This window comes from Marinagarivorans sp., from assembly GCF_982758155.1.
The window spans coordinates 1-23,197 of sequence record NZ_CEXWTU010000021.1 but is presented as its reverse complement, the minus strand read 5'-3'; the positions used below and the strand labels follow the sequence as shown (position 1 = coordinate 23,197).

Annotated in this window: 19 protein-coding genes; 9 read left to right on the top strand and 10 right to left on the bottom strand. The window is 46.8% G+C overall.

Translation table 11 applies throughout. From position 1 onward, the window contains the following. Positions 1–342 precede the first annotated feature (342 nt). Positions 343–552, bottom strand: a complete 210-nt coding sequence (locus AC3A8L_RS04430; protein ID WP_236983594.1) for a cold-shock protein — start codon at positions 550–552, stop codon at positions 343–345. Between the two features lie 451 nt (positions 553–1,003). Here AC3A8L_RS04430 and AC3A8L_RS04425 point away from each other — a divergent pair, with 451 nt between their 5' ends. Further along, the gene (locus tag AC3A8L_RS04425; protein ID WP_487961026.1) at positions 1,004–2,443 is read left to right on the top strand and encodes a response regulator; all 1,440 of its coding nucleotides are present in this window, start codon (positions 1,004–1,006) and stop codon (positions 2,441–2,443) included. Positions 2,444–2,657: 214 nt separating this feature from the next. Next, on the top strand, positions 2,658–3,188 hold the full coding sequence (locus AC3A8L_RS04420) for a flavin reductase family protein (protein ID WP_487961025.1): 531 nt from the start codon (positions 2,658–2,660) through the stop codon (positions 3,186–3,188). Here AC3A8L_RS04420 and AC3A8L_RS04415 read toward each other — a convergent pair. The 3 genes from AC3A8L_RS04415 to AC3A8L_RS04405 form a co-directional block, all read right to left on the bottom strand. After that, positions 3,185–4,411, bottom strand: a complete 1,227-nt coding sequence (locus tag AC3A8L_RS04415) for an HD domain-containing protein (RefSeq protein WP_487961024.1) — start codon at positions 4,409–4,411, stop codon at positions 3,185–3,187. The two genes, AC3A8L_RS04420 and AC3A8L_RS04415, sit on opposite strands and share 4 nt — an antisense overlap. Positions 4,412–4,480: 69 nt before the next feature. Further along, on the bottom strand, positions 4,481–4,804 hold the full coding sequence (locus AC3A8L_RS04410) for a cell division protein ZapA (RefSeq protein WP_487961023.1): 324 nt from the start codon (positions 4,802–4,804) through the stop codon (positions 4,481–4,483). Between the two features lie 5 nt (positions 4,805–4,809). Then, positions 4,810–5,088: a hypothetical protein gene (locus tag AC3A8L_RS04405; RefSeq protein ID WP_487961022.1), complete on the bottom strand. Its 279-nt coding sequence runs from the start codon at positions 5,086–5,088 to the stop codon at positions 4,810–4,812. Positions 5,089–5,223: 135 nt separating this feature from the next. Here AC3A8L_RS04405 and AC3A8L_RS04400 point away from each other — a divergent pair, with 135 nt between their 5' ends. Both AC3A8L_RS04400 and pepP read left to right on the top strand, forming a co-directional pair. Then, a complete protein-coding gene (locus tag AC3A8L_RS04400; RefSeq protein ID WP_487961021.1) occupies positions 5,224–5,808 on the top strand; it encodes a UPF0149 family protein in 585 nt (194 codons plus the stop codon). Positions 5,809–5,858: 50 nt separating this feature from the next. Next, a complete protein-coding gene (pepP, locus tag AC3A8L_RS04395) occupies positions 5,859–7,172 on the top strand; it encodes a Xaa-Pro aminopeptidase (protein WP_487961020.1) in 1,314 nt (437 codons plus the stop codon). Between the two features lie 470 nt (positions 7,173–7,642). Here pepP and rmf read toward each other — a convergent pair whose 3' ends face one another. Next, positions 7,643–7,846 (bottom strand): ribosome modulation factor, encoded by a 204-nt coding sequence (gene rmf / locus AC3A8L_RS04390; protein ID WP_487961019.1) that lies wholly within the window; start codon positions 7,844–7,846, stop codon positions 7,643–7,645. 493 nt (positions 7,847–8,339) lie between these two features. Between rmf and rlmKL the strand changes: the two genes are divergently transcribed. From rlmKL to AC3A8L_RS04375, 3 genes are all read left to right on the top strand, one after another. Next, positions 8,340–10,496, top strand: coding sequence for a bifunctional 23S rRNA (guanine(2069)-N(7))-methyltransferase RlmK/23S rRNA (guanine(2445)-N(2))-methyltransferase RlmL (rlmKL, locus tag AC3A8L_RS04385; protein WP_487961018.1), 2,157 nt, complete (start codon positions 8,340–8,342; stop codon positions 10,494–10,496). Positions 10,497–10,541: 45 nt separating this feature from the next. Beyond that, positions 10,542–12,545: an excinuclease ABC subunit UvrB gene (uvrB, locus tag AC3A8L_RS04380; RefSeq protein WP_487961017.1), complete on the top strand. Its 2,004-nt coding sequence runs from the start codon at positions 10,542–10,544 to the stop codon at positions 12,543–12,545. Between the two features lie 205 nt (positions 12,546–12,750). Further along, positions 12,751–14,040, top strand: a complete 1,290-nt coding sequence (locus tag AC3A8L_RS04375; RefSeq protein ID WP_487961016.1) for an ammonium transporter — start codon at positions 12,751–12,753, stop codon at positions 14,038–14,040. Between the two features lie 47 nt (positions 14,041–14,087). Here the strand turns inward: AC3A8L_RS04375 and AC3A8L_RS04370 are convergent, their stop codons facing one another. From AC3A8L_RS04370 to AC3A8L_RS04350, 5 genes are all read right to left on the bottom strand, one after another. Next, positions 14,088–16,970 carry a hypothetical protein gene (locus AC3A8L_RS04370; RefSeq protein ID WP_487961015.1) on the bottom strand — a complete coding sequence of 961 codons (2,883 nt, stop codon included), beginning with the start codon at positions 16,968–16,970 and terminating at the stop codon, positions 14,088–14,090. 201 nt (positions 16,971–17,171) lie between these two features. After that, the gene (gene moaA, locus AC3A8L_RS04365) at positions 17,172–18,167 is read right to left on the bottom strand and encodes a GTP 3',8-cyclase MoaA (protein ID WP_487961014.1); all 996 of its coding nucleotides are present in this window, start codon (positions 18,165–18,167) and stop codon (positions 17,172–17,174) included. A gap of 590 nt (positions 18,168–18,757) precedes the next feature. After that, the gene (locus tag AC3A8L_RS04360; RefSeq protein ID WP_487961013.1) at positions 18,758–19,660 is read right to left on the bottom strand and encodes a GGDEF domain-containing response regulator; all 903 of its coding nucleotides are present in this window, start codon (positions 19,658–19,660) and stop codon (positions 18,758–18,760) included. 131 nt (positions 19,661–19,791) lie between these two features. Then, a complete protein-coding gene (locus AC3A8L_RS04355; protein ID WP_487961012.1) occupies positions 19,792–20,043 on the bottom strand; it encodes a hypothetical protein in 252 nt (83 codons plus the stop codon). A 280-nt stretch (positions 20,044–20,323) separates the two neighbouring features. Beyond that, positions 20,324–21,565 carry a ribonucleotide-diphosphate reductase subunit beta gene (locus AC3A8L_RS04350; protein ID WP_487961011.1) on the bottom strand — a complete coding sequence of 414 codons (1,242 nt, stop codon included), beginning with the start codon at positions 21,563–21,565 and terminating at the stop codon, positions 20,324–20,326. A gap of 350 nt (positions 21,566–21,915) precedes the next feature. Here AC3A8L_RS04350 and AC3A8L_RS04345 point away from each other — a divergent pair, with 350 nt between their 5' ends. Continuing rightward, entirely contained in the window at positions 21,916–22,554 is a 639-nt protein-coding gene (locus AC3A8L_RS04345; protein WP_487961010.1) for a glutathione S-transferase, read from the top strand. Beyond that, positions 22,542–23,120, top strand: coding sequence for a DUF1415 domain-containing protein (locus AC3A8L_RS04340; RefSeq protein WP_487961009.1), 579 nt, complete (start codon positions 22,542–22,544; stop codon positions 23,118–23,120). Before AC3A8L_RS04345 ends, AC3A8L_RS04340 begins: the two co-directional genes overlap by 13 nt. Positions 23,121–23,197 lie beyond the last annotated feature (77 nt).

Below are 23,197 nucleotides of genomic sequence, written 5' to 3'. Positions count from 1 at the left end.
CCTCCCGCGTCCTCAACCGCGTTGCTCAAAGCGTTACATGCCTCGGTAACTGCTCCACGACATTATGCTCCTGCAATGTCTAATAAGGGGCTCCTGCCCCGATGCGTTACCCTAATGACCTATATCCGTATAGGTCCCGGCATGCGCCGCTTCGAGCGCCTTACTGAGAAGGCAGGCGCCCTCGTCTAATTGAACAAACTATTATTGCCTCGCCCCTAATGCTGAAAATCGAAGCCTGTGTTATGCAGTCTTCGATTTTAAAGTGATAGGTCTGTATGTTCCAGGCGAAAAAAAACCGGCTAAAGCCGGTTTTTTTAATGTGCTTAATTTTGCAATGCAAAATTAGATAGCAACGATGTTCTCAGCTTGCGGGCCTTTTTGGCCTTGAGTTACGGTGAACTCAACTTTTTGGCCTTCGGCCAAAGTTTTAAAGCCAGAACCAGAGATGGCGCTGAAGTGAGCAAAAACGTCTGGACCAGACTCTTGCTCGATGAAACCAAAACCTTTAGATTCGTTGAACCACTTAACGGTGCCTTTAACAGTGTTAGACATGATAATCTCTCGATAAAAAATAATAATGTTAGCTCGTGTCTTGCGCTTGGCGCAGGGGTGAGCGTTTGTAGCTGGAAATTAAGATGGTACTAGGAACTACAGGTCGAGGTATTACAAGTAAAACAACGAAAAGGAGATTGTGACCAAGGAACTTTTTTCTAGCTGCCCCGAAGCATATATGGGATTTCTGGATTGTCAAATATTTTTTGGGTATCCATAAGGATTCCATATGAATGGCTCGCTGGAAAGCTGAGTGATGTTCACTAAACTTACTGAAAGAAGGATGCGGCTAAGGATACCGCTGTGTGTATTGAAGTGGTTCTCGCTTGAGCGTTTTTTGCTTTTAAACTCGTTAACAAATAGTGCTTTAGGGTATAAGCTCTGGGAGCGGCCTAAGCTAGGCTGAATATTTTAGAATCCATCGTGCGGAAAAAATGTTAAGGGCTGAACAATGGCAAAAAGAGCACTAATCGTTGATGACTCAAAGACGGCGCAGGTCCGCTTGCGGAAGATGCTCGAGCGTTTTGAGGTTGATATTGATATATCAAGCTCTGCAGAAGAGGCTCTGGGCTATTTATCATACCGTCAGCCATCGGTTATTTTTCTTGATCATCATATGGAGGGGATGAGTGGTCTTTCGGCGTTAAAAATTATTAAATCTAACCCGGCTACAGCATTGATTCCCGTTGTGATGTATACCTCGGAGCAGGGCGATGTTTATGTTGGTCAGGCAAGGGCGTTGGGTGCGTTGGATATCATCTCGAAGGAGGTCATAAAGCACTCTAGCATTGAAAAGGTATTGTCTAGTTTAGGTATTCCCGCGTTAGGCTCTAATAAAGAAACGGGTGACATTCCGTCGAAAGAGACGGCAACGCTTAAGCCTTCAGGTACTGTGTCAGCTACGAGTTCGAGTTCTATTTCTCAGTGGGGGGACGATGCTGGTAATAAACCCTCTTCGGATTATGTTGCAACGACCGACCTGAACAAAGTACAGATGCAGGTTGGTAAGTTATTCGAAATACATATCGCAAAAGTCCGTCAAGAAATCGAAGATAACACCAAGTTTTTGATGCGACGTTTAAGTAAAGAAATACAGGATAAGTCGGGGCCAAAACTTGGTGCTACCGTTGTGACCGCTCCTGCGGGGCCGGAAGTTTTAAGTGTCGCGCGCCTTGAGTCTGAATCAAGCGATTCTAGGCCTGCCGGCACTCCCTTATGGGCTATCGTTTTAATTTTCATTCTTGCATGCCTTACAGGCTACCAAATACTTGAAGGGCGTGAAGGTCAGTCTCAGGCGCTGCTGCAGGTTGAGGTGCTGACTGATCAGTTGGGGGAGCAGGGGGCTGTTGTTGACCAAGTTTTAGAAACTCTTGTTGCGCAGCAGCAGGTGCCAAAATCGGGTGCGGATGCACGGGTAATGTTGGATGCCTTGGGTTGGGCCGTTAACGTGAACCCTACAGTGCCATTTGGAGATAAGGCGCTCAGTGATGAGCGCATCTATATGCTAGGAGAGCTTTTGGCTTTATTGAAGGCGGCCAATTTTGGCGGCACGGTATTTATTGATGTGCATCTGGGCGACTACTGCGTAATCAAGAGCGATGCTGGAGAGTGGGTATTGCCGGAAGAGAGCGCTAGTTTGGATTCGTGCGTTTATTTAACTTCACAGTCTGAAGAGGTGTCTTTGGGGGGGCAAGTCTCCGTTGGTTTTTTGAATTATTTACACAGTACTCCCGTCCTTACTGATGGGGGGATTTCAGTTGAGCTCTCGTCTATGGGCTATGATTCGCCAAAATTTAGCTATCCTCCGGCAACGAATGCAACAACGGCAGGGCAGTGGAATTTAGCGGCTTTACGCAATAGCCGCTTAGCGTTTTCTTTTTCTCCGGAATAGGTAGGCTTTAATTGCTCTTATTTTCGTCAAGATGCGTATTTTTCCATGGTTTTAAATCGTATTGATCGTTTTCTACAGCGATGCGAGTGGGGCGCGATTCTTGAGGCGTGTCAAATCGAAGGTCGGAGGGTATGATGCGCGCATTGTATACGCGACTTGCCAAAGCCAAAGCGGTTGTTGGGCGCGTCTGTTTTGTTTTTAGAGAGAGAACGTTATGACAATGGATTCACCTTCCCTGCCATCAGATGAAGATTCCGCCTTGCTTGCGGACCAAATGAAGCTTGGCATGCGTCAGTGGGCTAGCGGCGTCTCAGTTATTGCTGCACGCGATTCTGAGGGGGGAATGCATGCCATGACCGCTTCCTCGCTCACATCGGTATCTGATACGCCGCCTTCTTTGTTGGTTTGCGTGAACGCTAAGGCTCGAATGGCAAATATAGTTAATGCTGTCGGAGCTAAATTCTCTGTTAATTTACTGGGGAGTCAGCATCAAGAAGTTTCTAATGCATGTGCAACCCCAGACATGTACGACAAGCGCTTTTCTATCGGTGACTGGGATACCAATGATGTGCCGCGATTGCTGGATGCACCCGCTGTGTTTGAGTGTGAGGTGGCTGAAGTAGTCACTTACGGTACGCATTTGGTAGTAATAGGGCGTATACGCGATGTTATTTTGTCGGGTGAGCCAAGTACACCATTATGCTATTGGAATGGCGGCTACCAATCTCTGGTTGAGAAACTTTAGTTTTTTTCACTTTCCGTTTCTGGTGTAACCAGGCGGGGCAGCGGTGTGCGTTCTAGTATGTCGTGCAGTTGTGTTTTGAGTGATATTTCATGGCTGTTGAGCTGCGAGGTGCGCTCCTGCAGTGCCGTATAAAGTCTTCCCATTAGATAGCACATTTCATTTTGAAGCACGTTAAGGTTAATTAGCTCTAGCGTGTGATTGCTTTCAAATGCCTCGACTGAGGATGAGTACCCTTGAAGATCTATGCCAATATTGTGAATCCCTGTGTGCAATTGCTCTTGCAGTTTGCGCAAGGCTACGTTGCGCTCCACGGGTTGGTTTTGAATAAGTAGGTTAAGCGCCCTGTCTAGGTCTTTATTGCAGCACGCAATTGCATAGCCTTGCTCGGTGACTATGCTCGCCTTGGGTTGATTTTTTGGGGGCTCGGTAACGTCTTGCTTGTGTCTGGTGAGGTTGATTGCCGCCCTATAAATGGCTTGCGGATACTCATTGGTATGGAGCTGCAGTGTGCACCGGGTTAGCTGGTGATTGTGCTCGGGGTAATGGCTGTATTCATGCGTAGCTCTTACTATAAGATCTGTAATGGAGATAATAGCAATAACATCATCGTTTTCGGTTGGGGCGGCGCTAGGGTAACCTGTACCGTCGTTGCGCTGGTGGTGGTTTCGAATGATGTCGCATAGTGCCAGCGGTGCTTTTGAAAGCCTTTTGACGATGCCTGCACCAACAGCGCCATGAGCGCGAACGGCGGGGTCGTGAGCTTGGCTTTCATTTAAATGCTGAATCGGAGGCTCCATTGGGTAGTAAAGAAATCCGATGTCGTGGTAAAGGCCTGCAAGGAATGTCAATTCAGAGCTCTCCCTGCTCAGCTCGATATCTTTCGCGATGGCAAAACCTGCAAGTGCTGAGAATAGGGCGTTATAGTAATTGTGTGTATTTAATCGCTCTAATAGGTGCAGTTGTTGCAGTAAACGAGGGTGTTGAAAGCTAAGCTCGCAGCATGTTTTTAGGTCGGGGCTGCTTGGGGTGTTGTAAATTGCCTTTAGTCCGGGCAATGTATTGATAAAGTTATTGAGGTGACGATTGAATTGCTCGGGATTGCGGCATTTAAAATCCGGCCGTAACTGTGGTTCTGGGGATTCGAGCATAAGTGCTTGAGTGGTGTCGTGAGAAAACCCTAGCGTTTGGATGTTATGTTCAAACTGTTGTTGCCAGGGCGACATGGAGGCACTCATTTAAAAGCGGTTTGTTTTTAGTGTAGCGCCTTATTGCCTTATTGCTGCCTCGCCGTGTTATTCACTCAATACTTGATCGATTTTGTCTATGAAGCTCTGAATCTTATTGCCTGATTCTATTGATTTCGGTGCTCCTCCCTCTTTTGATGCAGTGTTCTTTAGTTCGTGGCAAAGGTTTAGAGCAACAACAACAAGTAGTTGGTCGAATTGACTGGTGGTAACGCCCTGGCTGCGAAGCTTGCGGGCGCGTTCATCCAGCAATTTTGCAGCCTCGAGTAGTGCAGGCTTTTCGGCAGGAGTGCATGCAACGGCGAATTCGCGGTTGAGTATGTCAACGGTGACTTTCTGGGCTTTAATATTTGGCGTCGCAGGCTGGGTCATGAGTGTTACGGCATCTCTAGGTTTTTGAGGTGTTTTACAACCTGTTCAAGTCGCTCGCGCGTCTTTACTTGTTGGCGCATGGATTCTTTGTAACGCTGCTGCCACTCGTTTGACTGTGTTTTAAGTGCTTCTTTCGACTGCTCTAAGCTGTGGGCATAGGCGATGAGTGCATCCAGTTTTGCCTCCAAGCGATTAATACGCGCCTCGTAATCATTATCGCTTCGCGACTCATCCAACGGTTTGCTCAAGGTCCATTCCTCTTTAGGGCTATAACTGTCTTTCAATGTGCCTACCTTTGACATCGGCTTATGGATGCTAAACAGTCCTCATGATTACGTCAATGAATGCCGTCACGTGATAGCATAACAACCTTTTATATTCGTGCGCTTGGTGCGGAACAAGATTAATAGAGGTTAGTGATGAGCGATTTAGATGCGATACATTCATGGGAGCATTGGCAGGACTTTTTGTTCCGTTTACGGGCGATTAGTAGCCCTGCAGACCTTCAGGGTTTTGTCTCTGGCCTTTTGGCTGGCGATGCTTCATTGGATGCGGAGAAGTGGTTGATGTTGGCAGAGGAGTTTATGGATTTGCCGGAGCCTTTAGGGGAAGTTGAAGCGCGCGAAGCATTGTCGGCTTATCTGATTCTCGCGCAGCGCGGCATCGCAGATAGTGATTATGGTTTCAGGTTGCTGTTACCTGATGACGCGGTGTCAATGTCTTTGCGTGCAGAGGCTCTTGGGCAGTGGTGTCAGGGGTTTCTGATGGGTTTTGGGTTGTCTGAATGTGATGCTGATTCTCTTGATGTTGACGGCAAGGACATGCTGACGACATTGGCAGAGGTGGCGCAAATCGATATCGACCTTGAAGCGAGTGATGAAAATGAAAGTCTTTACACTGAACTGTGTGAATTTGTTCGTATTGCGGCTATATATCTTCATCAGCATAATCAAAAGCCCTCGGTAGCGGCTGAAGATGCTGAGGGTAGCGCGCAATTACATTGATGCATGCGTGATTGGTTGGCTTTAGCAATAGGAATAAATGGAGTGACATTATGAGTTTATTAGCTGAGATATTTGCCTTGCGACGCCAAAAGTTAATGGCGCTGATGGCTCCAAATAGCATTGCTGTTTTTCCAGCGGCAAGCGTTAAAATGCGAAGTCGCGATACTGATTATCATTTTCGCCAGGAGAGTGATTTCTACTATTTGTCTGGCTTTAATGAGCCGCAGGCATTATTGGTGCTGGCTCCCGGTCGTGCTGAGGGCGAATTTATTATTTGTTGTCGCGAGCGCAACCGAGAAAAAGAAATTTGGGAAGGCTTAATGGCCGGCCCTGAGGGTGCGGTGGCTGAATTTGGTGCGGATGAAGCATTCACTATTGATCATGCTGCTGAATTATTGCCTGGGCTGCTGGATGGTGCGGATAGCGTTTACTATCCGCTGGCTGCTGGTGACAATTTTGATGCTGAGGTTATGTCGTGGCTGAATACTGTGCGATCAAAAGCTAGGACTGGTGCGAAGGCGCCGTCGACGCTCTGCGATGTTAATCCTTTGGTTCATCAATTAAGGTTAATTAAAACCGAGCCGGAAATTGTAATGATGCGAGCATCGTGTGAACTTGCGGCTAAGGCGCATGTACGCGCAATGAAAGCCTGTCGTGCAGGGCTTTATGAGTATCAGCTTGAAGCTGACATCATGCATACGTTTGCGATGTCTGGTGCCCGAAGCGCTGCTTACAATACGATAGTTGGCGGAGGGAGTAATGCTTGTGTGCTTCATTACACTGAAAATAAGGCTTTGCTTCGAGATGACGACTTAGTATTGATTGATGCAGGTTGTGAGCTTGATTTTTACGCAGCCGACATCACACGGACTTTTCCCGTTAGTGGGAAATTTTCAGCTGAGCAGGCTGCGCTTTACGCGCTGGTGTTGAAGGCGCAATATGCCGCGATAGATGTCATCGCTCCTGGTTGTAAATGGAACGAGCCTCATGAGGAGTCTGTTCGGGTGATCACTGAAGGTTTGGTTGAACTTGGGTTGCTCAAAGGTGATGTCGCTACTTTAATTGCTGGTAATGATTACAAGCGCTTTTATATGCATCGTGTTGGGCATTGGTTGGGAATGGATGTTCATGATGTTGGCGCTTACAAAGTTGATGGGCAGTGGCGTGAGCTTGAGCCGGGTATGGCAATGACCGTGGAGCCTGGGTTATATGTACAGGCGGATGATGAAACTGTTGATGCTTGCTGGCGGGGTATTGGTATTCGCATTGAGGATGATGTGGTTGTTACTTTAGATGGTTGTGAGGTGTTGACCAGCGGCGTGCCAAAAGAAATTAACGAGATTGAAATGCTAATGGCTGAGTGAGTGGGTGGTGATTGCTAGTGTGTGCAAACCCCTAATGTGAAGTTAAAAAAAAGCCCCTAGGCCATATAAACCTTAGGGGCTGCCACTCTTTATAGTGGCTGGGGGGCGGCGGAAGCCTATTTTTACTGACTGTACTTCTTTACTGCGTAGCCTCATTTTAGTGTGGCGTCAATTTGATAATACAGGTCGTCAGTTAGAGCTGTATTGCGAATAAAGCTTGGTCTTTCTTTCTCTCTATCCTGCAGTTTGCTACTTGGTTAGAAGAGCTTGTCGCGCTTATCCTGCGAATGTAGGTTAATGGCGTCGTCACAAGCTTTTCCGTTTATATGTATAAAATGAGTTTGCTTATTGGCTCATTTCGATTTTTTTGGGCCGACGTTAGCTACGCTATTAACGAAGGCGTGGGTTAAAATTTACCTCTACGCTATGAGTGAAAACATCAAATTTAACGATAGGTCAGCTTTGGCTGCCTACATATTGCTAAGGCGTTGCGCCTGTGCCGCGGGTCCGAAGCCGTTCCAGTTGTCTTCTCTACCATCGCGCCAGCCAGCCATCCAGCTTTCTCTTGCACTGCCTATTTCAAATGGGCAGTTATTCCAAGATTTGCCAGAGGCTCCTGCTTGATAGCCTTTGGATTGTGCGCGATTAATTTGGCTTCTTTTCTGTGTTTTCATAAGTAGGCGATACCTCGCTAGTGTTTTTTGCTATAACTGTCATCACCGATTGCCATTACAATAGTTGCCGTTACACTGCGCACATTGTTTGTGTTTATGTATCGTCAACTCAGCGCAAGAGGCGGGGGTTATCCCGAAGTTGCCTTTCGCTTGCTGCGATCTCCGCCAAAAGGTGGAGGGGTGATTCCAATACCAGGTCTTTCACATCAAGGTTAAAGATCTGTTTGTTATATTGCGCTCTCGGAGTGGCCTAACACGCCCAGATGACATCAATATGACAAACGAGCCGCTGCGTTAGCGGACAACCAGTAGAGCAAATTTTCTTATAACTGTGAACAACTATTTTTTTCTAATAGGCCTGTTTTTAAGTGATTAAGGTTATAAGCAGGCGTGCGGTATTTGCGTACATTGTGTGCCAAAAAAGTTCAATTAAAAGTTCAGTTAAAAGTTCAGTTAAAAGTTATTTAAATTAGAGATTCAATTAGAGAACGTTATGCAATTTTTTGTGACCTGCCCAAAGGGCTTTGAAGACTTATTATTAGATGAAATGCAAAGCTTAGGCGCTGATGATTGCAAGCAAACCATTGCCGGTGTTTCTTGCGGTGGCGATTTAGCGTTTGCCTACCGAGCGGTTTTACATTCGCGTTTGGCTAACCGCGTTTTGTGGAGCGTTAGCAAGGCGTTAATTGAGACTGGCGATGATCTTTATGGCGCCGCAAAAGCTGTTGATTGGCGCTCCATCTGCCGGCCTGAGTCCAGTTTTGCTGTTGATTTTAGTGGCAGTAATCGAGCAATCAATAACACTCAGTTTGGTGCGTTAAGGGTTAAAGATGCAATTGTTGATTATTGGCGTGAAGCGGGTTTTGAGCGTCCGAACGTTGACAAGGAATCCCCGGATATTCGATTTAATGTGCGCTTAAATCGTGGTGAAGTCACTATTGCACTGGATTTCGCTGGGGGTAGCTTGCACCAGCGAGGTTATCGCCAAGAGCAGGGCGCAGCGCCACTGAAGGAAAATCTCGCCGCGGCCATTTTGTTGCGCATGGGCTGGCCCGCCGTAGCCGCTGCTGGAGGCAGTTTGATTGACCCAATGTGTGGCTCTGGGACTTTCTTAACCGAGGCTGCATTGATGGCCTTAGACGTCCCGCCGGGTGTTTATCGTGAGCATTGGGCTTTTGAAAACTTGAGTGTGCATGACAGCGGCATCTGGCAGGAGCAATATCAGGCGGCGAAAGAGAAGCTTGTAAGTGCTGCCGACAAACCACTCCCGCCTATTTATGGTTTCGATAAGCACCCGCCAGTATTGCGCTCGGCGAATAATAATATTCAGCGCGCCAGCCTAAAAGGCAAGGTGTTTGTTGAACATAATGCGCTATCGCAATTGCGCTGCGCATCAGAATGGCCTATCGGCCTGATAGTGACCAACCCTCCGTATGGTGAGCGTTTAGGTGAGGTAGAGGATCTTAAAGGCACTTATTTACAAATGGCTCAGGTGGCAAAAGAATACTTTTCGGGCTGGACGCTGGGTGTCTTTACCGGTAATCCTGAGCTTGCTCAGCATATGCGAATGCGGGCCAGTAAAAAGAACAAATTATTTAATGGCGCTATTCCTTGTGAGCTCCAACAATTTAAACTTTTAGCGGCTTCAGAGGCAACCCTAAGAAAGGGGGAGGCGACGAGTGAGCGGCCGATTAATTTGAAGCTAACTGATGGCGCACAGATGGTTGCGAATCGATTGCGAAAAAATATTAAGGCGCTTAAACCTTGGCTCAAGAAAACGGGTAATACGTGTTACCGCATTTATGATGCCGATATGCCTGAATATTCAGCAGCCATTGACATCTATGCTGGTGAGGTTCATCTGCAGGAATATGCTGCCCCTAAGACGATAAAACCTAATGCGGCTAAAGCGCGTTTTAATGAAATACAGTCTGCGGTTTGCAGTGTGTTTGAAAAACTGCCCGATGAAATCGCCGTTAAAACGCGCGAGCGCAATAAAGGCGACCGCCAGTATGAAAAATATGCCCTGGCGGACAACCCTGATATAAAAGTGACAGAAGGACATGCTAGTTTTTGGGTTAATTTATATAAATATATCGATACGGGTTTGTTTTTAGATCATCGTCCGCTGCGCTTAAAAATTGCTGAAGAAGTCTTTGGTAAATCATTTTTAAATCTTTTTTGTTATACCGCTTCGGCGAGTGTTCATGCGGCTTTAGGTGGTGCGAAAAGAACGGTTAGCGTTGATATGAGCAACACCTATTTGGCATGGGCTAAGCGTAATTATGAGCTCAACCGTATTAGCGAAGAGAGTCACCTGCTGGTTCAAATGGATGCCATCAAATATCTCGCCAGTTGCCGCGAGGGTTTTGATGTGATTATGTTAGATCCACCTAGCTTCTCTAATTCTAAGCGTATGGATGATGTGCTTGATATACAGCGCGACCATGTTGCGCTGATTAAGCGTTGCATGGATGTTTTGCTGCCGGCGGGTACGCTTTACTTCTCTAATAATCTTCGTAGTTTTAAATTGGAAGAGAGTGATTTAGAGCGTTTTAATGTCGAAAACATTACGACAGAAAGCATTGATGTCGATTTTTCTAGAAATACGAAAATTCATCAATGCTATGCAATAACGCATAAGCGCTAACTGTTAAATGTTTGGGTGTCTTAATTTCATGGTGAAGAAAAAACAATGAAAGCTTTTGATCTGAAGGGGGCCTTTAAGCCTGCTGGGGATCAGCCAAAAGCGATTGAGGCTTTGGTTGATGGTCTGGAGGCGGGCTTAGCTCACCAAACATTGCTGGGCGTAACGGGGTCGGGTAAAACCTTTACCATTGCTAACGTTATTCAAAAGCTTCAGCGTCCCACTATGGTGATGGCGCACAATAAAACCTTGGCTGCCCAGCTTTATAGCGAGTTTAAAGAATTCTTTCCGAATAACTCGGTGGAGTACTTTGTTTCGTATTATGACTATTATCAGCCTGAAGCTTATGTTCCTAGCTCCGATACGTTTATTGAAAAAGATGCTTCAGTTAATGAGCATATAGAGCAAATGCGCCTGAGTGCAACTAAGGCGCTTCTAGAGCGAAAGGATTCCATTGTTGTCGCGACGGTTTCAGCTATTTATGGTTTGGGCGACCCTGAAGCTTATTTAAAGATGGTGATCCATTTGGTGCGCGGCGACGCAATGGATCAGCGTGATTTGTTAGTACGATTAGCTGAATTACAGTACACCCGTAATGACATTGACTTTCATCGTGCGACCTACCGCGTGCGCGGGGATATCATTGACGTATTTCCAGCCGATAGCGAAGATTTAGCACTACGCATTGAGTTGTTTGATGATTGTATTGAATCAATCATGTTATTCGACCCTTTAACGGGGCATGTCCAGCAGAAAGTCGCTCGTTATACGCTTTATCCCAAAAGTCATTACGTGACGCCACGCGAGCGGATTGTCGACGCAATCGATCATATTAAAGCGGAGCTTGATGTTCGGCTGGCGTATTTGCGCAGCAACGATAAATTGGTTGAAGCTCAGCGTATCGAGCAACGGGTACGTTATGACGTTGAGATGATGCAAGAGCTAGGCTATTGCAACGGCATTGAAAACTACTCACGTTATTTGTCGGGCCGCGAACCTGGTTTGCCGCCACCCACGCTTTTTGATTATCTCCCCGATGACGCGTTGCTGGTCATTGATGAGTCGCATGTCACTGTGCCGCAAATTGGGGCCATGTATAAAGGCGATCGCTCACGAAAAGAAACGCTGGTTGAATATGGCTTTCGTATGCCCTCGGCATTAGATAATCGCCCTATGCGTTTTGACGAATGGGAGAGCGCGGCTCCTCAAATGATTTTTGTTTCGGCGACGCCCAGTAAATATGAAAAAGAGCATGCTGGTGCGGTGGTGGAGCAGGTTGTGCGACCGACAGGGTTGGTCGATCCTAATATTGAGATCCGACCAGCAGGTACTCAGGTTGATGATTGTTTGAGCGAAATTCACAAGGTCGTCAAAAAAGATGAACGGGTGCTGATTACCGTTTTGACCAAGCGTATGGCGGAAGACTTAACGGACTTTTTACAGGAGCAGGGCGTCCGTATTCGCTATCTTCATTCCGACATCGATACTGTTGAGCGTGTTGAAATTATCCGTGACTTAAGAGCCGGTGAATTTGATGTCTTGGTCGGTATTAACTTATTACGTGAAGGTCTTGATATGCCAGAGGTCTCGCTGGTTGCAATTTTTGATGCCGACAAAGAGGGTTTTTTACGCTCAGAGACGTCCTTAGTTCAAACCATTGGGCGTGCAGCGCGAAATGTTAATGGCCGCTGTATTCTTTATGCCGATAAAGTGACGGGCTCTATGCGCCGTGCAATCGATGAAACGGATCGTCGACGTGCCGTGCAGGTAGCCTATAACCTAGAGCATGGCATAACACCGAGAGGTATCAAAAAGCGCGTCACAGACATTCTTGATGGCGCGCGTATTCCTGGTGCCAAGGTGGGTAAACGCAAGGCTATTGCAGAGTCTGCCGCAACTTATTTATCGGATGAACTAAAGGGTAAGGATGTCTGGGTTCAGGTGGCTGAGCTTGAAAGGCAAATGTTTGAAGCGGCGAAAAATTTGGAATTCGAGAAGGCTGGCTCTTTACGCGATGCCATTCATAAATTGAAAGAGGGGGGGCGCATTTAGTCTTCGCCTTAGGCATATCTATTAACGGTATCAATCTTCGGGTATCGTATTGCACCAAAATAGGCTGCATTGTGTAGAATGCACACCCTTACGGATTTTTGTGGTGCACTTAATGATACTTCAAGGAGTTGAAGTTAAAGTGACTACCGCTTATCGCGCTCACTAAGAGGCGTAATAATAATGACACTTGCTATCGGGAATCCCCATGAAATTTATAATTAGCGCTCTTGCTTTATTAGTCTGCAGTAGTCCTGTATTTGCACAGGAAGGCCTTAATGGCGGCAATACTGCATGGATATTAACGGCTACCGCTTTAGTCTTATTTATGACTCTGCCAGGGTTATCATTGTTTTATGCTGGCCTTGTTCGCTCCAAAAACGTGCTCTCTATTCTTATGCAGTGCTTTGCTATTGCCTGCATCGCATCAATCTTATGGCTGGTGCTGGGTTATAGCTTAGCGTTTACTGAGGGTAATGACTTTATTGGTGGCTTTAGCCGCGTGATGTTTTCTGGTATGGGTACTGAGTCATTATCTGGCGATATCCCTGAGCCTTTGTTTGCTCTATTCCAGATGACGTTTGCAGTGATTACACCTGCGTTAATCGTGGGTGCTTTTGCCGAGCGCATGAAGTTCTCTTCTGTATTAATTTTCAGTGCTTTGTGGTTGTTGGCCGTTTATGTCCCAATTTGTCATTGGGTATGGGGCGGCGGTTGGCTGGCTAACCTTGGTTTGCTGGACTTTGCTGGCGGCACTGTTGTGCATATTACTGCCGGTGTTGCAGCATTGGTGGTCGCGTTGATGATTGGTAACCGCAGAGGTTTTCCTCAAACTCCCATGCCTCCACATAATATGACAATGACCGTCACTGGTGCTGGCATGCTCTGGGTTGGTTGGTTTGGTTTTAATGGTGGTAGCGCACTTGCTGCCGGCGGCGCGGCGGCGATGGCTATGTTAGTCACGCATTTATCGGCTGCTGCTGGTGCTTTAGCCTGGATGGTTATTGAATGGAAAAAGTTTGGTAAGCCAAGTGCGTTGGGTATTGTGACGGGAATGGTTGCTGGTTTGGGTACCATTACACCTGCATCGGGTTCTGTTGGGCCTGCGGCGGCTATCGTGATTGGTTTAACGGCAGGTGTGGTGTGCTTTATTGCCACCCATTGGATTAAGCGCGGCCTGAAAATCGATGATTCATTGGATGTTTTCCCTGTTCACGGCGTTGGCGGCATATTGGGCACGTTACTGGTAGGCATTTTTGCATCAACTGAGCTTGGAATATTTTCTGGTTTAGGTTTCGGTGGTGATAATGTCTCTATTACTGAGCAGTTTGGTGTGCAATTTATTGGAGTTTTGAGTACGGCCACTTATACAGCGGTTGTGACATTTGTTTTGGTGAAATTAACCGGCGTACTGACTGGCGGTATTCGTGTTAGTGCCGAAGATGAAGCGCAAGGTCTGGATATTAGCTTGCACGAAGAAGTTGGTTATAAAATTTAGCGCGTCAGGGTCGAAGGTGCCTGCGAATTAGGTGTCTTCGGCTACTTTTATAAACTACTGGCTACAGTGTTTATTGGGTTGGCCTGCTCGCTGGCTCTCATATAAAGGTTGGCCGGCAGGCTGAGCTCTATAGCCACTTCGCAGTAATCATTTAGATAGGGGCTTACAACCTCTATGCTCACATTGCCTCCTAGTTCAGTTAGCGTGTCTTTAATCTGTGCAATGCCGTACCTATAGCCGCTGTCGATTGATGGCGAGCTGGGAGTGTAGACGCTTTTATTGAATAGGAGCTCGGCGACCTTGCTGAGGTTTTTTGCTTCAGTTGGCGTTATTTGGCCATTGTTGACCCCTTTTTCAGCCAATCTCTTCATGTTTAAACCTTTGCCGTCATCCGTAATGCGAATAATGAGGTTGCCGGCTTTTTCGCTCAGGTTGAACTTGATGAGCCCTTCTTCGTTTTTGTTGATTTTTTGTCGATCTATAGTCGCCTCAAGGCTGTGATAAATACAATTCCTAAGAATTTTGTCGAAAACATCGGTTATGGGCGCCTTTATCTTGTTGTGAATTCTGAAATCGTTGGGCTGAACACTAATGGAGGGGCTTGGTTTGCCGAGTGGTCCTGCCACCTCGGCTAAAGCTTCTAGGCGTTTGTGGGCTAGGTGAGCAATGTCGAGTGTAGTCGCGTCTAGCAGGATGCTTTCTATTGTTGCGAGGCTCGTTAAGCCGCTTCGGCTTGAGATTGCTGGCTTTAAATTTTTCAACTCAGAAGCAATCGTGTATAGCTGTTCTTTATTGATACTAGGGGGAGCAGCGTGATCGGTGCGTTTTAATATGTCATGGTTGATGTGTTTGTAACGTTCAATTTTGGTTGTGATGATTTGTAAGTCTGAGAGCAGATCCGCGACTCGCCAGTCAGCTTGTAGTTGTTTACGTATTTCATCGTATCTGGCCTCAATTGTGTGAAGGCTATCGGTGAGGTGGGTTAAACCCTGTGCGCGAGCTTCTTTTTTAATGTTATGTGTATTGCGGAACAGTGCGTCAAAGTCCAGCGTTCCGCAACGTTCATGGTTGCGTATTAGCTTGACATTTCGGTTTAAAGTTGTTTTCGCGTAGTGCATAAGTTCTTCAAACTTTTGCGCGTTGACTTTTAATACTTGCCCCACAAGAACAAGCTCTTCTTTTTGTGCGCGAGTGGTGCGCTCTAAAGCGTCTTGGTGTGTGGCGTCTGAGAGAGTCAGCATAAGTTTAGTAATAATGCCTTGCTCTATGATGGGGCTCCATTGGCTTTGTAGCCGTTTATTATTTCCGTTAGGGTCAATAATGCTGATTTCTTCACAGAGTAAATGGCTGTTAAAAGCATACATGACTTCTTGGCTGCCCAGGGTTGCATCGATGGTACACATAATCCGATCAATCTCTGAAGATGATAGCCCGCTGTTTACAAACAGCACCTCTTTATAGTGTTTTCCTGCAACGTTTTTGATATTTAAAATCTGTTCTAGTTTTTGGGAGTGTTGACCATCAATAGTGCCGTCTTCATTGATAATCAACATTCCTTCCTGCAGGTTTTTCATAAGGTTGTCGATGTCATCCTTTCTTTTACTCAGAAGTCGTACAGCTTCCTGATTGTCTTGCGCGAGCCTGCTGATTTTATCTTTGTTCATGTTATGCGTATTGATTCTTGTAATTGTCACGGCTAAAAGTTGGCTAAGGTGTTTGGTAAAATAATCTGATAGGGGAGGTGCTTGTAAATTCTGGTCTTTAGATTGATTGATTATCAATATATGCCCAGCCCTGTTATCGCTACGACCTATCGAGAGAACCACTACACTCACTTGTTGGTTGCAAAGGACGTCGGCAGTTTGGAGCGGGGCTTGGCTGGCTTGCTGTGCGTAGGTGACTAATGCTCGCTCTATTAGGGCGTCTAGCTCTGCATTGATTCGGGCTGTCTTTTCTAGGATTTCGTCATTATGGTGACGACCATTTTCAAGCAAGTAAATATGCTGTTCATTGGCTGCGCCTTTAGCTAGCACGCTGATGATCGAAGCTTCTGTGCATTTATAGAGTGTTTTTGCTGCCGTGATAGCGGCGGCCGATAGGGTTGTGGTTTCTGACAGCTCAATGCTTGCCTGCGTGAGTAGCTGATGGTCTCGAGTGTCGCTGTTGAGTTGCTCGGCTAATACGTTGTAGGTCTTAATGAGTTGAGATGATTTATCGTTGCTGATGATTTCGATCAGTGTTTTTGTTGAAAGTGCTTTATTAATCGAGGCTTTAATGTCCTCTACTGGGTGTGTGTAGTGACTGATAAAGCGGCGGATGAAGAGGGTACACGTTATGGCAATGATCAGCAGCATTATGATAAAAATAGTGGACACGCCAAAAAGTTTGTTGGCTGGAGTTGTGAGTGCTTGGGTGGGCTGGTCTAGAGTAGCGAAGTAGACGGCGCCTCTGAATTCACGGTCGATTACCACCGGGCTAGCAAAAAGTGTAACGGCTCGTTGGTTTATATGTGTTTTAAGTGAACTGGCGGCTTGAAGTTCGCTGCCCCACAGGCTGTTTTCATCGGCCAGTGAGTCAAGTGACTCGGGTATCCCTTGGGGGTTGGTCGGGGTTGCTATAGCCCATGGAACCAAATCTTCATCAAGGTAGGCGCCATAAGTGATATGGCTATTGAGCTTTACCGTCGAAGCGATAATGGCGCGAATGCTATCTATGTCTTGTGAGTGAATGAGTGTAGCGATGGCTTGACTGGTCGTTGTTGTTAGTGATGTGCCAAGCTTGGTGATTGATGCTGACGATGCTTTTTCGCTAAAATCTAGATCATTGTTTAGCGTGGAGTAGTGTAAGTAACCGGCACCCAATACCGAAAGAGTAACGCTAAGAGCGATAGCGCCGAGTGCGGTACTTAATATTTTCTGGCTAAGGGTCATGCTTCCTCCGCGGTATACTGTTTGATAAGGCACAGCTCCTTAGCGCCGCACTGTCCGTCAGTGGCTCAGTGAATACGAGTGGGGTATCTTAATGGTGCGCAGTACTGCTGCTTGCTTAAGTGTGGCTAACATATACGGCTGTTGCCAGTGACTGGGTGTGAAATATTGGGGCGCGAGGTTTTTTGTGCCGGGGTTGATTGATTAGCCGCCGGTAGTATTCATAAAGCGGATTATTTGAGGGGGGGCATCCAGGTCAAAGTGATGTTTTTCGGGTTTTAATAGCAAGCCTTCTTCGATCGTTGCGGTTAGCGCTGCGGTGTCAAACGGGTGTTTTCTGACCGTAGCCCGCAGATCGATGCTGTGTTCATTGCCTAGGCATAGGAGTAATCGCCCTTCTGCCGTGAGGCGAACGCGATTGCAGGTGCTGCAAAAATTATTGCTGTGCGGTGAAATAAAGCCAACTTTGCTATTACTCCCCTCGATTGACGAATATCGCGAGGGGCCTCCGGTGGTTGCTTGGCTTTCTTTGAGGTTATAGCGCTCACTGATGATTGTCTTTATTTCTAGGCTGGATAAAAAGGCATCCTTCCTGTTATGAGCCGTTATCTCACCGAGTGGCATTTCTTCAATAAAACTGATGTCGAGTGCATGTTCGACGGCGAAATTAACCAAATCGGTTATTTCTCCGTCGTTAAATCCTCGTAACGCAACAGTGTTGAGTTTTATTTTATCGAAATCAAACTGTTTCGCCGTTGCGATCCCTTCAAGCACCTTACTTAAATTACCTGTTCGCGTAAGTTCTTTAAAGCGTCTTGGCTTCAGTGTGTCGAGGCTTACGTTAATTCTATTAACGCCAGCTTCTTTAAGTTCTGCTGCATACTGGGCTAGGTGGCTTCCGTTGGTGGTTATTGCGAGGTCTTCTAATTGATTGTCGTGAGTGATATCGCGCAATAATTTAGGTAGGTCTCTACGAATAAGAGGTTCCCCTCCGGTAATTCTAATGCGCCGGGTTCCCAGGCTTGCAAAAGTCTTGGCAATAAAAGCCATTTCTTCAAGACTGAGAAGCTGGTTGCGGGGCGCAAAGGTCATTTCTTCTGCCATGCAGTAAGTACAGCGAAAATCGCAGCGATCAGTTACTGATAATCGAAGGTAGCTTATGTCGCGACCGAAAGGGTCTGTGAGGGGAGGGGTAGTCATGCCGCTATTATTGCGTCTAGGCTTCTTTTAGTCACGCAATACGTTAATTAATAACATATTGCTTCAATTTGGTGCTTCCTTTGTTTTCTGTGTGTGCATGCACCGCTGTTTTTTGATGCGTGAGTGTTTTTTTGGTGCTTATAGATTTTGTTGTGACTCTATGTGGTGCCTTACTTGCGTATCTGTTTTTGTCAAAGCATCTCAATTAACTGATTTTTAACACATTTATATATTTTTTGTAGTTGGTCTGAATTGTGCTTTTAGATTCTTGTCTTTTATGTTGTTTGCAACATTCACGCAGCGCGGTGCACCTTTGCTTAATATTGGTGCGAGTCACTTTCCCTGTGATCGCGGTGCGAAATCGGACCCGAGTACGTATCAGTAGTGAATACGGCTGGTGCGTGGGGAGCTGTGGTTAGGCATCTGTTGGTGTGTAAATACGGCTCAAGGAGTGTTTCTCCTTTGATAGCAAGTGTAACTCTGCACTTTTTGGCGGCCAAACTAGGCCGCCTTTTTTATTCCCTTTTTGTTATTTCACGCTAGGCGCTCGTACGTTCGCTCGATTGCACATTTCTTTTTATCTGGTGCTGCTAACAGGCGATAGCGCAGTTTCGGCCTTGATCTTTTGCGTTGTATAAAAGTCTGTCGGCACGATGCATTACGTGCTCAAGACTGCCATCGCCTTCAGCGAGTTGAGTAACGCCTAGGCTGACCGTTATGCAAAAAGAGTGTTCTTGGTATTTGAGTAGGGTTTGCTCGCATTGCTTGCGTATGCGCTCGGCAATAGCTTTGGCTCCAATAAGGTCTGCTTCTGGGCAGCACACGGCAAACTCTTCGCCGCCTAGTCGCCCTACAATATCGGATTCGCGGACAATACTTCGGCAGCATTCCGCAAGGCTGACGAGTGCCATATCTCCGGCTGCGTGACCATATCGATCATTGACTAATTTGAAGTCATCAATGTCCAGCATGATTACAGACAATCCGCGACTATAGCGCTTTGCGCGTGCAAACTCGGCGTGGCTTTGAGTGAAGAAATGACGCCGATTGTATACGTGTGTGAGTGCGTCGGTGGATGCGAGCTGTGCAAGCTCTGAGTTTGCGAGTTCTAATTTTTTCTGTCGTTCACTAATGGCCAATACTGAGCGTATGCGCGCTGCTAGCACTTGTGGGTCGGCAGGCTCGAGAACACATTCGTGGGCGCCTAAGTCAAGGCTGTATATTAGTGTTTTTGGGTCTGAGCAGGATGCAATGACTAAAACAGGAACGGACTTTGTTTTGGTGGCCGATTTAAGTTCGATTAAGGTATTTATTGTTTGGTCTTGCCAGTTATCAACGGTCAGCAGAATAATGTCTGGAAGCAGGGCGTCGCAATTGGCTTTGCATGACTTGCCTGGTTTTGTTATAGCAGCCTTATAGCCTTCTTGCTGAAGGTAAAATTCTGTATTCTTGGCGCGCTCTGTATTTTGGTCGACAACTAGGGCTCGAGTCATGGTTAGGTGGTCCTTGTAGTGACATTTACCTTAACCCAGTATAGAAAGGTTTTACTGTTTTGCTGTTTTTTTGTCGCAAATAGGATTTGCGCCGAGCAAGCGGCAGCCTGCTGGCGCTCAAAAGAAGCTATCTAATGGAAGATTTTGGGGACATTAAGATTGGCAAGGCATGGCTCGTCGGAGGGCTCTTCGAGTGCGGCGTTTATGGCGTCTCGCGTATCCATTAGCGTATTTGAGTGCTTTGTATCGGGCTTAACACGGTCAATGGCTTTGTTGAGTCGCACGATGGTTTGATGCAATTCTGTTATGGCCATGTTGAGGTCGCTGCTGTCTTGCCTTGTGTCGATAGTGTTGCGGCGCTCGGGTGCCTTGCGGTTGCTCATGTATCCTCCAAAAGGCCGAATGGTTCGGCCGTGAGTGATTTCACTAAGTGTAAGGGACGAGGAAGCAATATTTCATCCACTAATGCTTGATATTGGCATCCTTACCTTCGTTGCTTAAAGCGTTACATGCCCAGGCATGCGCCCCTTTAAGCGCCTCGATAAGAAAGCCGATCGATAACCGCCCCTGCGTTATTCTAATAACCTGCCTCCCTGCAGGCCCTCTTCGCCTAATTGGACAAACTATTATTGCCTCGTCCCTAAGGGTCTTGCTGGGATGAGGTTAGTCCCAGCTCAGTGCGCCGCCTGTTTGGTATTCAATAACACGCGTTTCAAAGAAGTTCTTTTCTTTGCGCAAGTCCATCATCTCACTCATCCATGGGAAGGGGTTTTGGGCGCCGGGGTAGGCTTCTTGAAGTCCAAGTTGGGCAAGTCGGCGGTTGGCGATGAAGTGGAGGTATTCTTCCATGATGCTAGCGTTCATGCCGAGCACGCCGCGAGGCATTGTATCGCGAGCGTAATTGATTTCTAGCTCTGTGCCTTCAAGAATCATTTGTGTGATTTCTTCAACAAAGGCTTCTGTCCATAAATGAGGGTTTTCCAGTTTAATCTGGTTGATAACGTCAATGCCGAAGTTCAGGTGCATTGATTCGTCGCGCAGAATGTATTGGAATTGCTCAGCGACGCCCGTCATTTTGTTGCGGCGTCCCATCGAAAGGATTTGTGTGAAACCACAGTAGAAAAAGATGCCTTCTGTTACGACATAAAAACCAATGAGGTTACGCAGCAGTTCTTGATCTGTTTCTGGGGTGCCAGTTTTGAAGGTTGGGTCGATAATGCCGCTAGTGTGAGCAATGCTCCAAGCCGCTTTTTTGGCAACACAGGGGACTTCGCGATACATGTTGAAAACTTCGCCTTCGTCCATCCCTAAAGACTCAATGCAATACTGGTAGGCATGTGTATGGATGGCTTCTTCGAACGCCTGGCGCAGTAAATATTGTCGAGCTTCTGGGCACGTGATATGGCGGTATACCGCCAGCACTAGATTGTTGGCAACAAGGGAGTCTGCTGTAGAAAAATAGCCGAGTGAGCGCATAATAATGCGGCGCTCGTCATCGCTTAGGCCGTCTTTGCTCTTCCAGGTGGCAACATCTTGAGTCATGTTGATTTCTTGCGGCATCCAATGGTTAGCGCAGCCATCAAGATATTTCTGCCATGCCCACTCATATTTAAAGGGGACGAGCTGGTTAAGGTCAGCTCGGCAGTTGATCATACGCTTGTCATCAACTTGTACTCGCTGGGCGCCGAGCTCTAGCTCTTCTAGTCCTGGTGTTGGGTCGAGGTTTGCTATGGCTTGCTGAGCTTCAAGCACCTTGTCTGAAAGTGCGCCTTTAGGTGTTGGCGCCGCATCGAGGCTTTCTTTCTGTGCTGGAGCTTGTGCTTCAGTATTTGAGGGGGCCTTTACCTGTGGTGCAGGTTTGGTTGCTGTTGCTGTGTCTTCGCCGTACTCGTCCCAACTTAACATAATGGGTGATCCTGTAATTGCCTAATGATGAGGGTCTGCGTTTATTGCAAGTCACGTATAAGTTTTTTCACGGCCTTTAGTGTGCCGCGCTGGGAGGCGTGGACTCTAACACCTGCACAAAGCTTAATAATCGGTGTTCTTGCTGCAGTTGCGCTCAATATAGTCACCCACACTTTAAAACACAACATGTAGTGGTTAAAAAATATTTAAGCACTAGATATGTACCTGTCGTCCACAAGTTATCCACAATAAGGGCTTTTTTATTGGCACCGGCAAGGCATTTTTTATTTCGTTAAGTGATAGTTGAGGCTATGCCATAATATCCCCCCCTAGAAGGAAAGGTTATTGCTGTGTTGCCGGTTTTATATTCATTTCGTCGTTGCCCTTATGCGATGCGTGCACGGTTAGCTCTAGCCGTAAACGGTTGTGCCGTGGAGTTGCGGGAGGTGAGCTTGAAAGCGAAGCCTACTGCAATGCTGGGAGTATCACCAAAGGGAACGGTACCTGTCATGGTGTTGCCTGGTGGTGAAGTTATTGATGAGAGCCTTGATATTATGCGTTGGGCTTATCGGCAGAGTGAAGGTCTTGTTGGTGTTTTATGCGAAAATGATGAAGAGCTGCTTAGCGAAAATGATACGCGCTTTAAATGCTGGTTGGATCGTTACAAATACTCGGATCGCCACTTGGAGTACACCTTGGAGTATTCTCGGGGTGAGGCTTCTGCCTTTATTCAAGCTCTGGAGTATCGCTTGGGTAGTGCATCATTCTTGAGCGGTACAGAGCTCGGTTTTTTAGATTTAGCTATTGCGCCTTTTGTACGTCAGTTTGCGAGTGTTGAGCCTGACTGGTTTAAAGGGCAGTCTTGGCAAAAGGTGGTTATTTGGTTGGAAACATTTAAGCATTCAGGCGTGTTTTTAGCCGTAATGGCGAAGCATGTCGATTGGAATGAAGATGAGGGTAATTCGGTGGCGTATTCGTGGAAGTTTTAGATAATAAAGAGCGGGGCGCACAAGCTGTTGTGCGCACACGTGATTGGTTTGAGCGTGTTGTGTTAGGTTTAAATTTGTGTCCGTATGCGCATCAGCCTTTTAAGGCGAACAGTATCCGATTTAGTGTTTTCTATGAGGGGGAAGCGCAAAGCCTGCTTGAAAAGTTGGAGTGTGAAGTTGAGCTTCTGGTCAGTAGCTCCCCCGGCACACTAGAAACTACGCTTATTGTGTTACCTGAAGGCTTTGACGATTTTTATTTTTATCTTTCGATTGTCGATATGGTCGATGGATGGCTGGCTAGCTCTGGTTGGGAAGGGCGTTTTCAGGTTGCTAGTTTTCACCCAGAATATCAATTTCAGGGGGCGGCATTGAGTGATCGAGGTAATTTAACGAATCGTTCTCCACACCCAATGCTTCATTTACTACGAGAAGCCAGCTTAACGGCCATTGTCGATAGCGGTGCTGATACCGCGTCGGTACCAGAGCGAAATATTGCGCGTGTTAATGACTTGTTGGATACAGAGGTTGAAGATCTGTTTCCGCATGTGTGTCCCAAGCCGCTTTAGGGGCGAGGCAATAATAGTTTGCCCAATTAGACGAGGGCTCCTGCTTTCTCAGCAAGGCGCTCGAAGGGGCGCATGCC

What these genes read in the sequence shown, in the direction of transcription:
- AC3A8L_RS04430 (WP_236983594.1), bottom strand. Translation starts at nt 552, where the DNA reads ATGTCTAACACTGTTAAAGGCACCGTTAAGTGGTTCAACGAATCTAAA.
- AC3A8L_RS04415 (WP_487961024.1), bottom strand. Translation starts at nt 4,411, where the DNA reads ATGTCGCCCTGGCAACAACAGTTTGAACATAACATCCAAACGCTAGGG.
- AC3A8L_RS04410 (WP_487961023.1), bottom strand. Translation starts at nt 4,804, where the DNA reads ATGACCCAGCCTGCGACGCCAAATATTAAAGCCCAGAAAGTCACCGTT.
- AC3A8L_RS04350 (WP_487961011.1), bottom strand. Translation starts at nt 21,565, where the DNA reads ATGTTAAGTTGGGACGAGTACGGCGAAGACACAGCAACAGCAACCAAA.
- moaA (WP_487961014.1), bottom strand. Translation starts at nt 18,167, where the DNA reads ATGACTACCCCTCCCCTCACAGACCCTTTCGGTCGCGACATAAGCTAC.
- AC3A8L_RS04420 (WP_487961025.1), top strand. Translation starts at nt 2,658, where the DNA reads ATGACAATGGATTCACCTTCCCTGCCATCAGATGAAGATTCCGCCTTG.
- AC3A8L_RS04400 (WP_487961021.1), top strand. Translation starts at nt 5,224, where the DNA reads ATGAGCGATTTAGATGCGATACATTCATGGGAGCATTGGCAGGACTTT.
- AC3A8L_RS04360 (WP_487961013.1), bottom strand. Translation starts at nt 19,660, where the DNA reads ATGACTCGAGCCCTAGTTGTCGACCAAAATACAGAGCGCGCCAAGAAT.
- AC3A8L_RS04425 (WP_487961026.1), top strand. Translation starts at nt 1,004, where the DNA reads ATGGCAAAAAGAGCACTAATCGTTGATGACTCAAAGACGGCGCAGGTC.
- rmf (WP_487961019.1), bottom strand. Translation starts at nt 7,846, where the DNA reads ATGAAAACACAGAAAAGAAGCCAAATTAATCGCGCACAATCCAAAGGC.
- pepP (WP_487961020.1), top strand. Translation starts at nt 5,859, where the DNA reads ATGAGTTTATTAGCTGAGATATTTGCCTTGCGACGCCAAAAGTTAATG.
- AC3A8L_RS04370 (WP_487961015.1), bottom strand. Translation starts at nt 16,970, where the DNA reads ATGACCCTTAGCCAGAAAATATTAAGTACCGCACTCGGCGCTATCGCT.
- uvrB (WP_487961017.1), top strand. Translation starts at nt 10,542, where the DNA reads ATGAAAGCTTTTGATCTGAAGGGGGCCTTTAAGCCTGCTGGGGATCAG.
- AC3A8L_RS04375 (WP_487961016.1), top strand. Translation starts at nt 12,751, where the DNA reads ATGAAATTTATAATTAGCGCTCTTGCTTTATTAGTCTGCAGTAGTCCT.
- AC3A8L_RS04355 (WP_487961012.1), bottom strand. Translation starts at nt 20,043, where the DNA reads ATGAGCAACCGCAAGGCACCCGAGCGCCGCAACACTATCGACACAAGG.
- rlmKL (WP_487961018.1), top strand. Translation starts at nt 8,340, where the DNA reads ATGCAATTTTTTGTGACCTGCCCAAAGGGCTTTGAAGACTTATTATTA.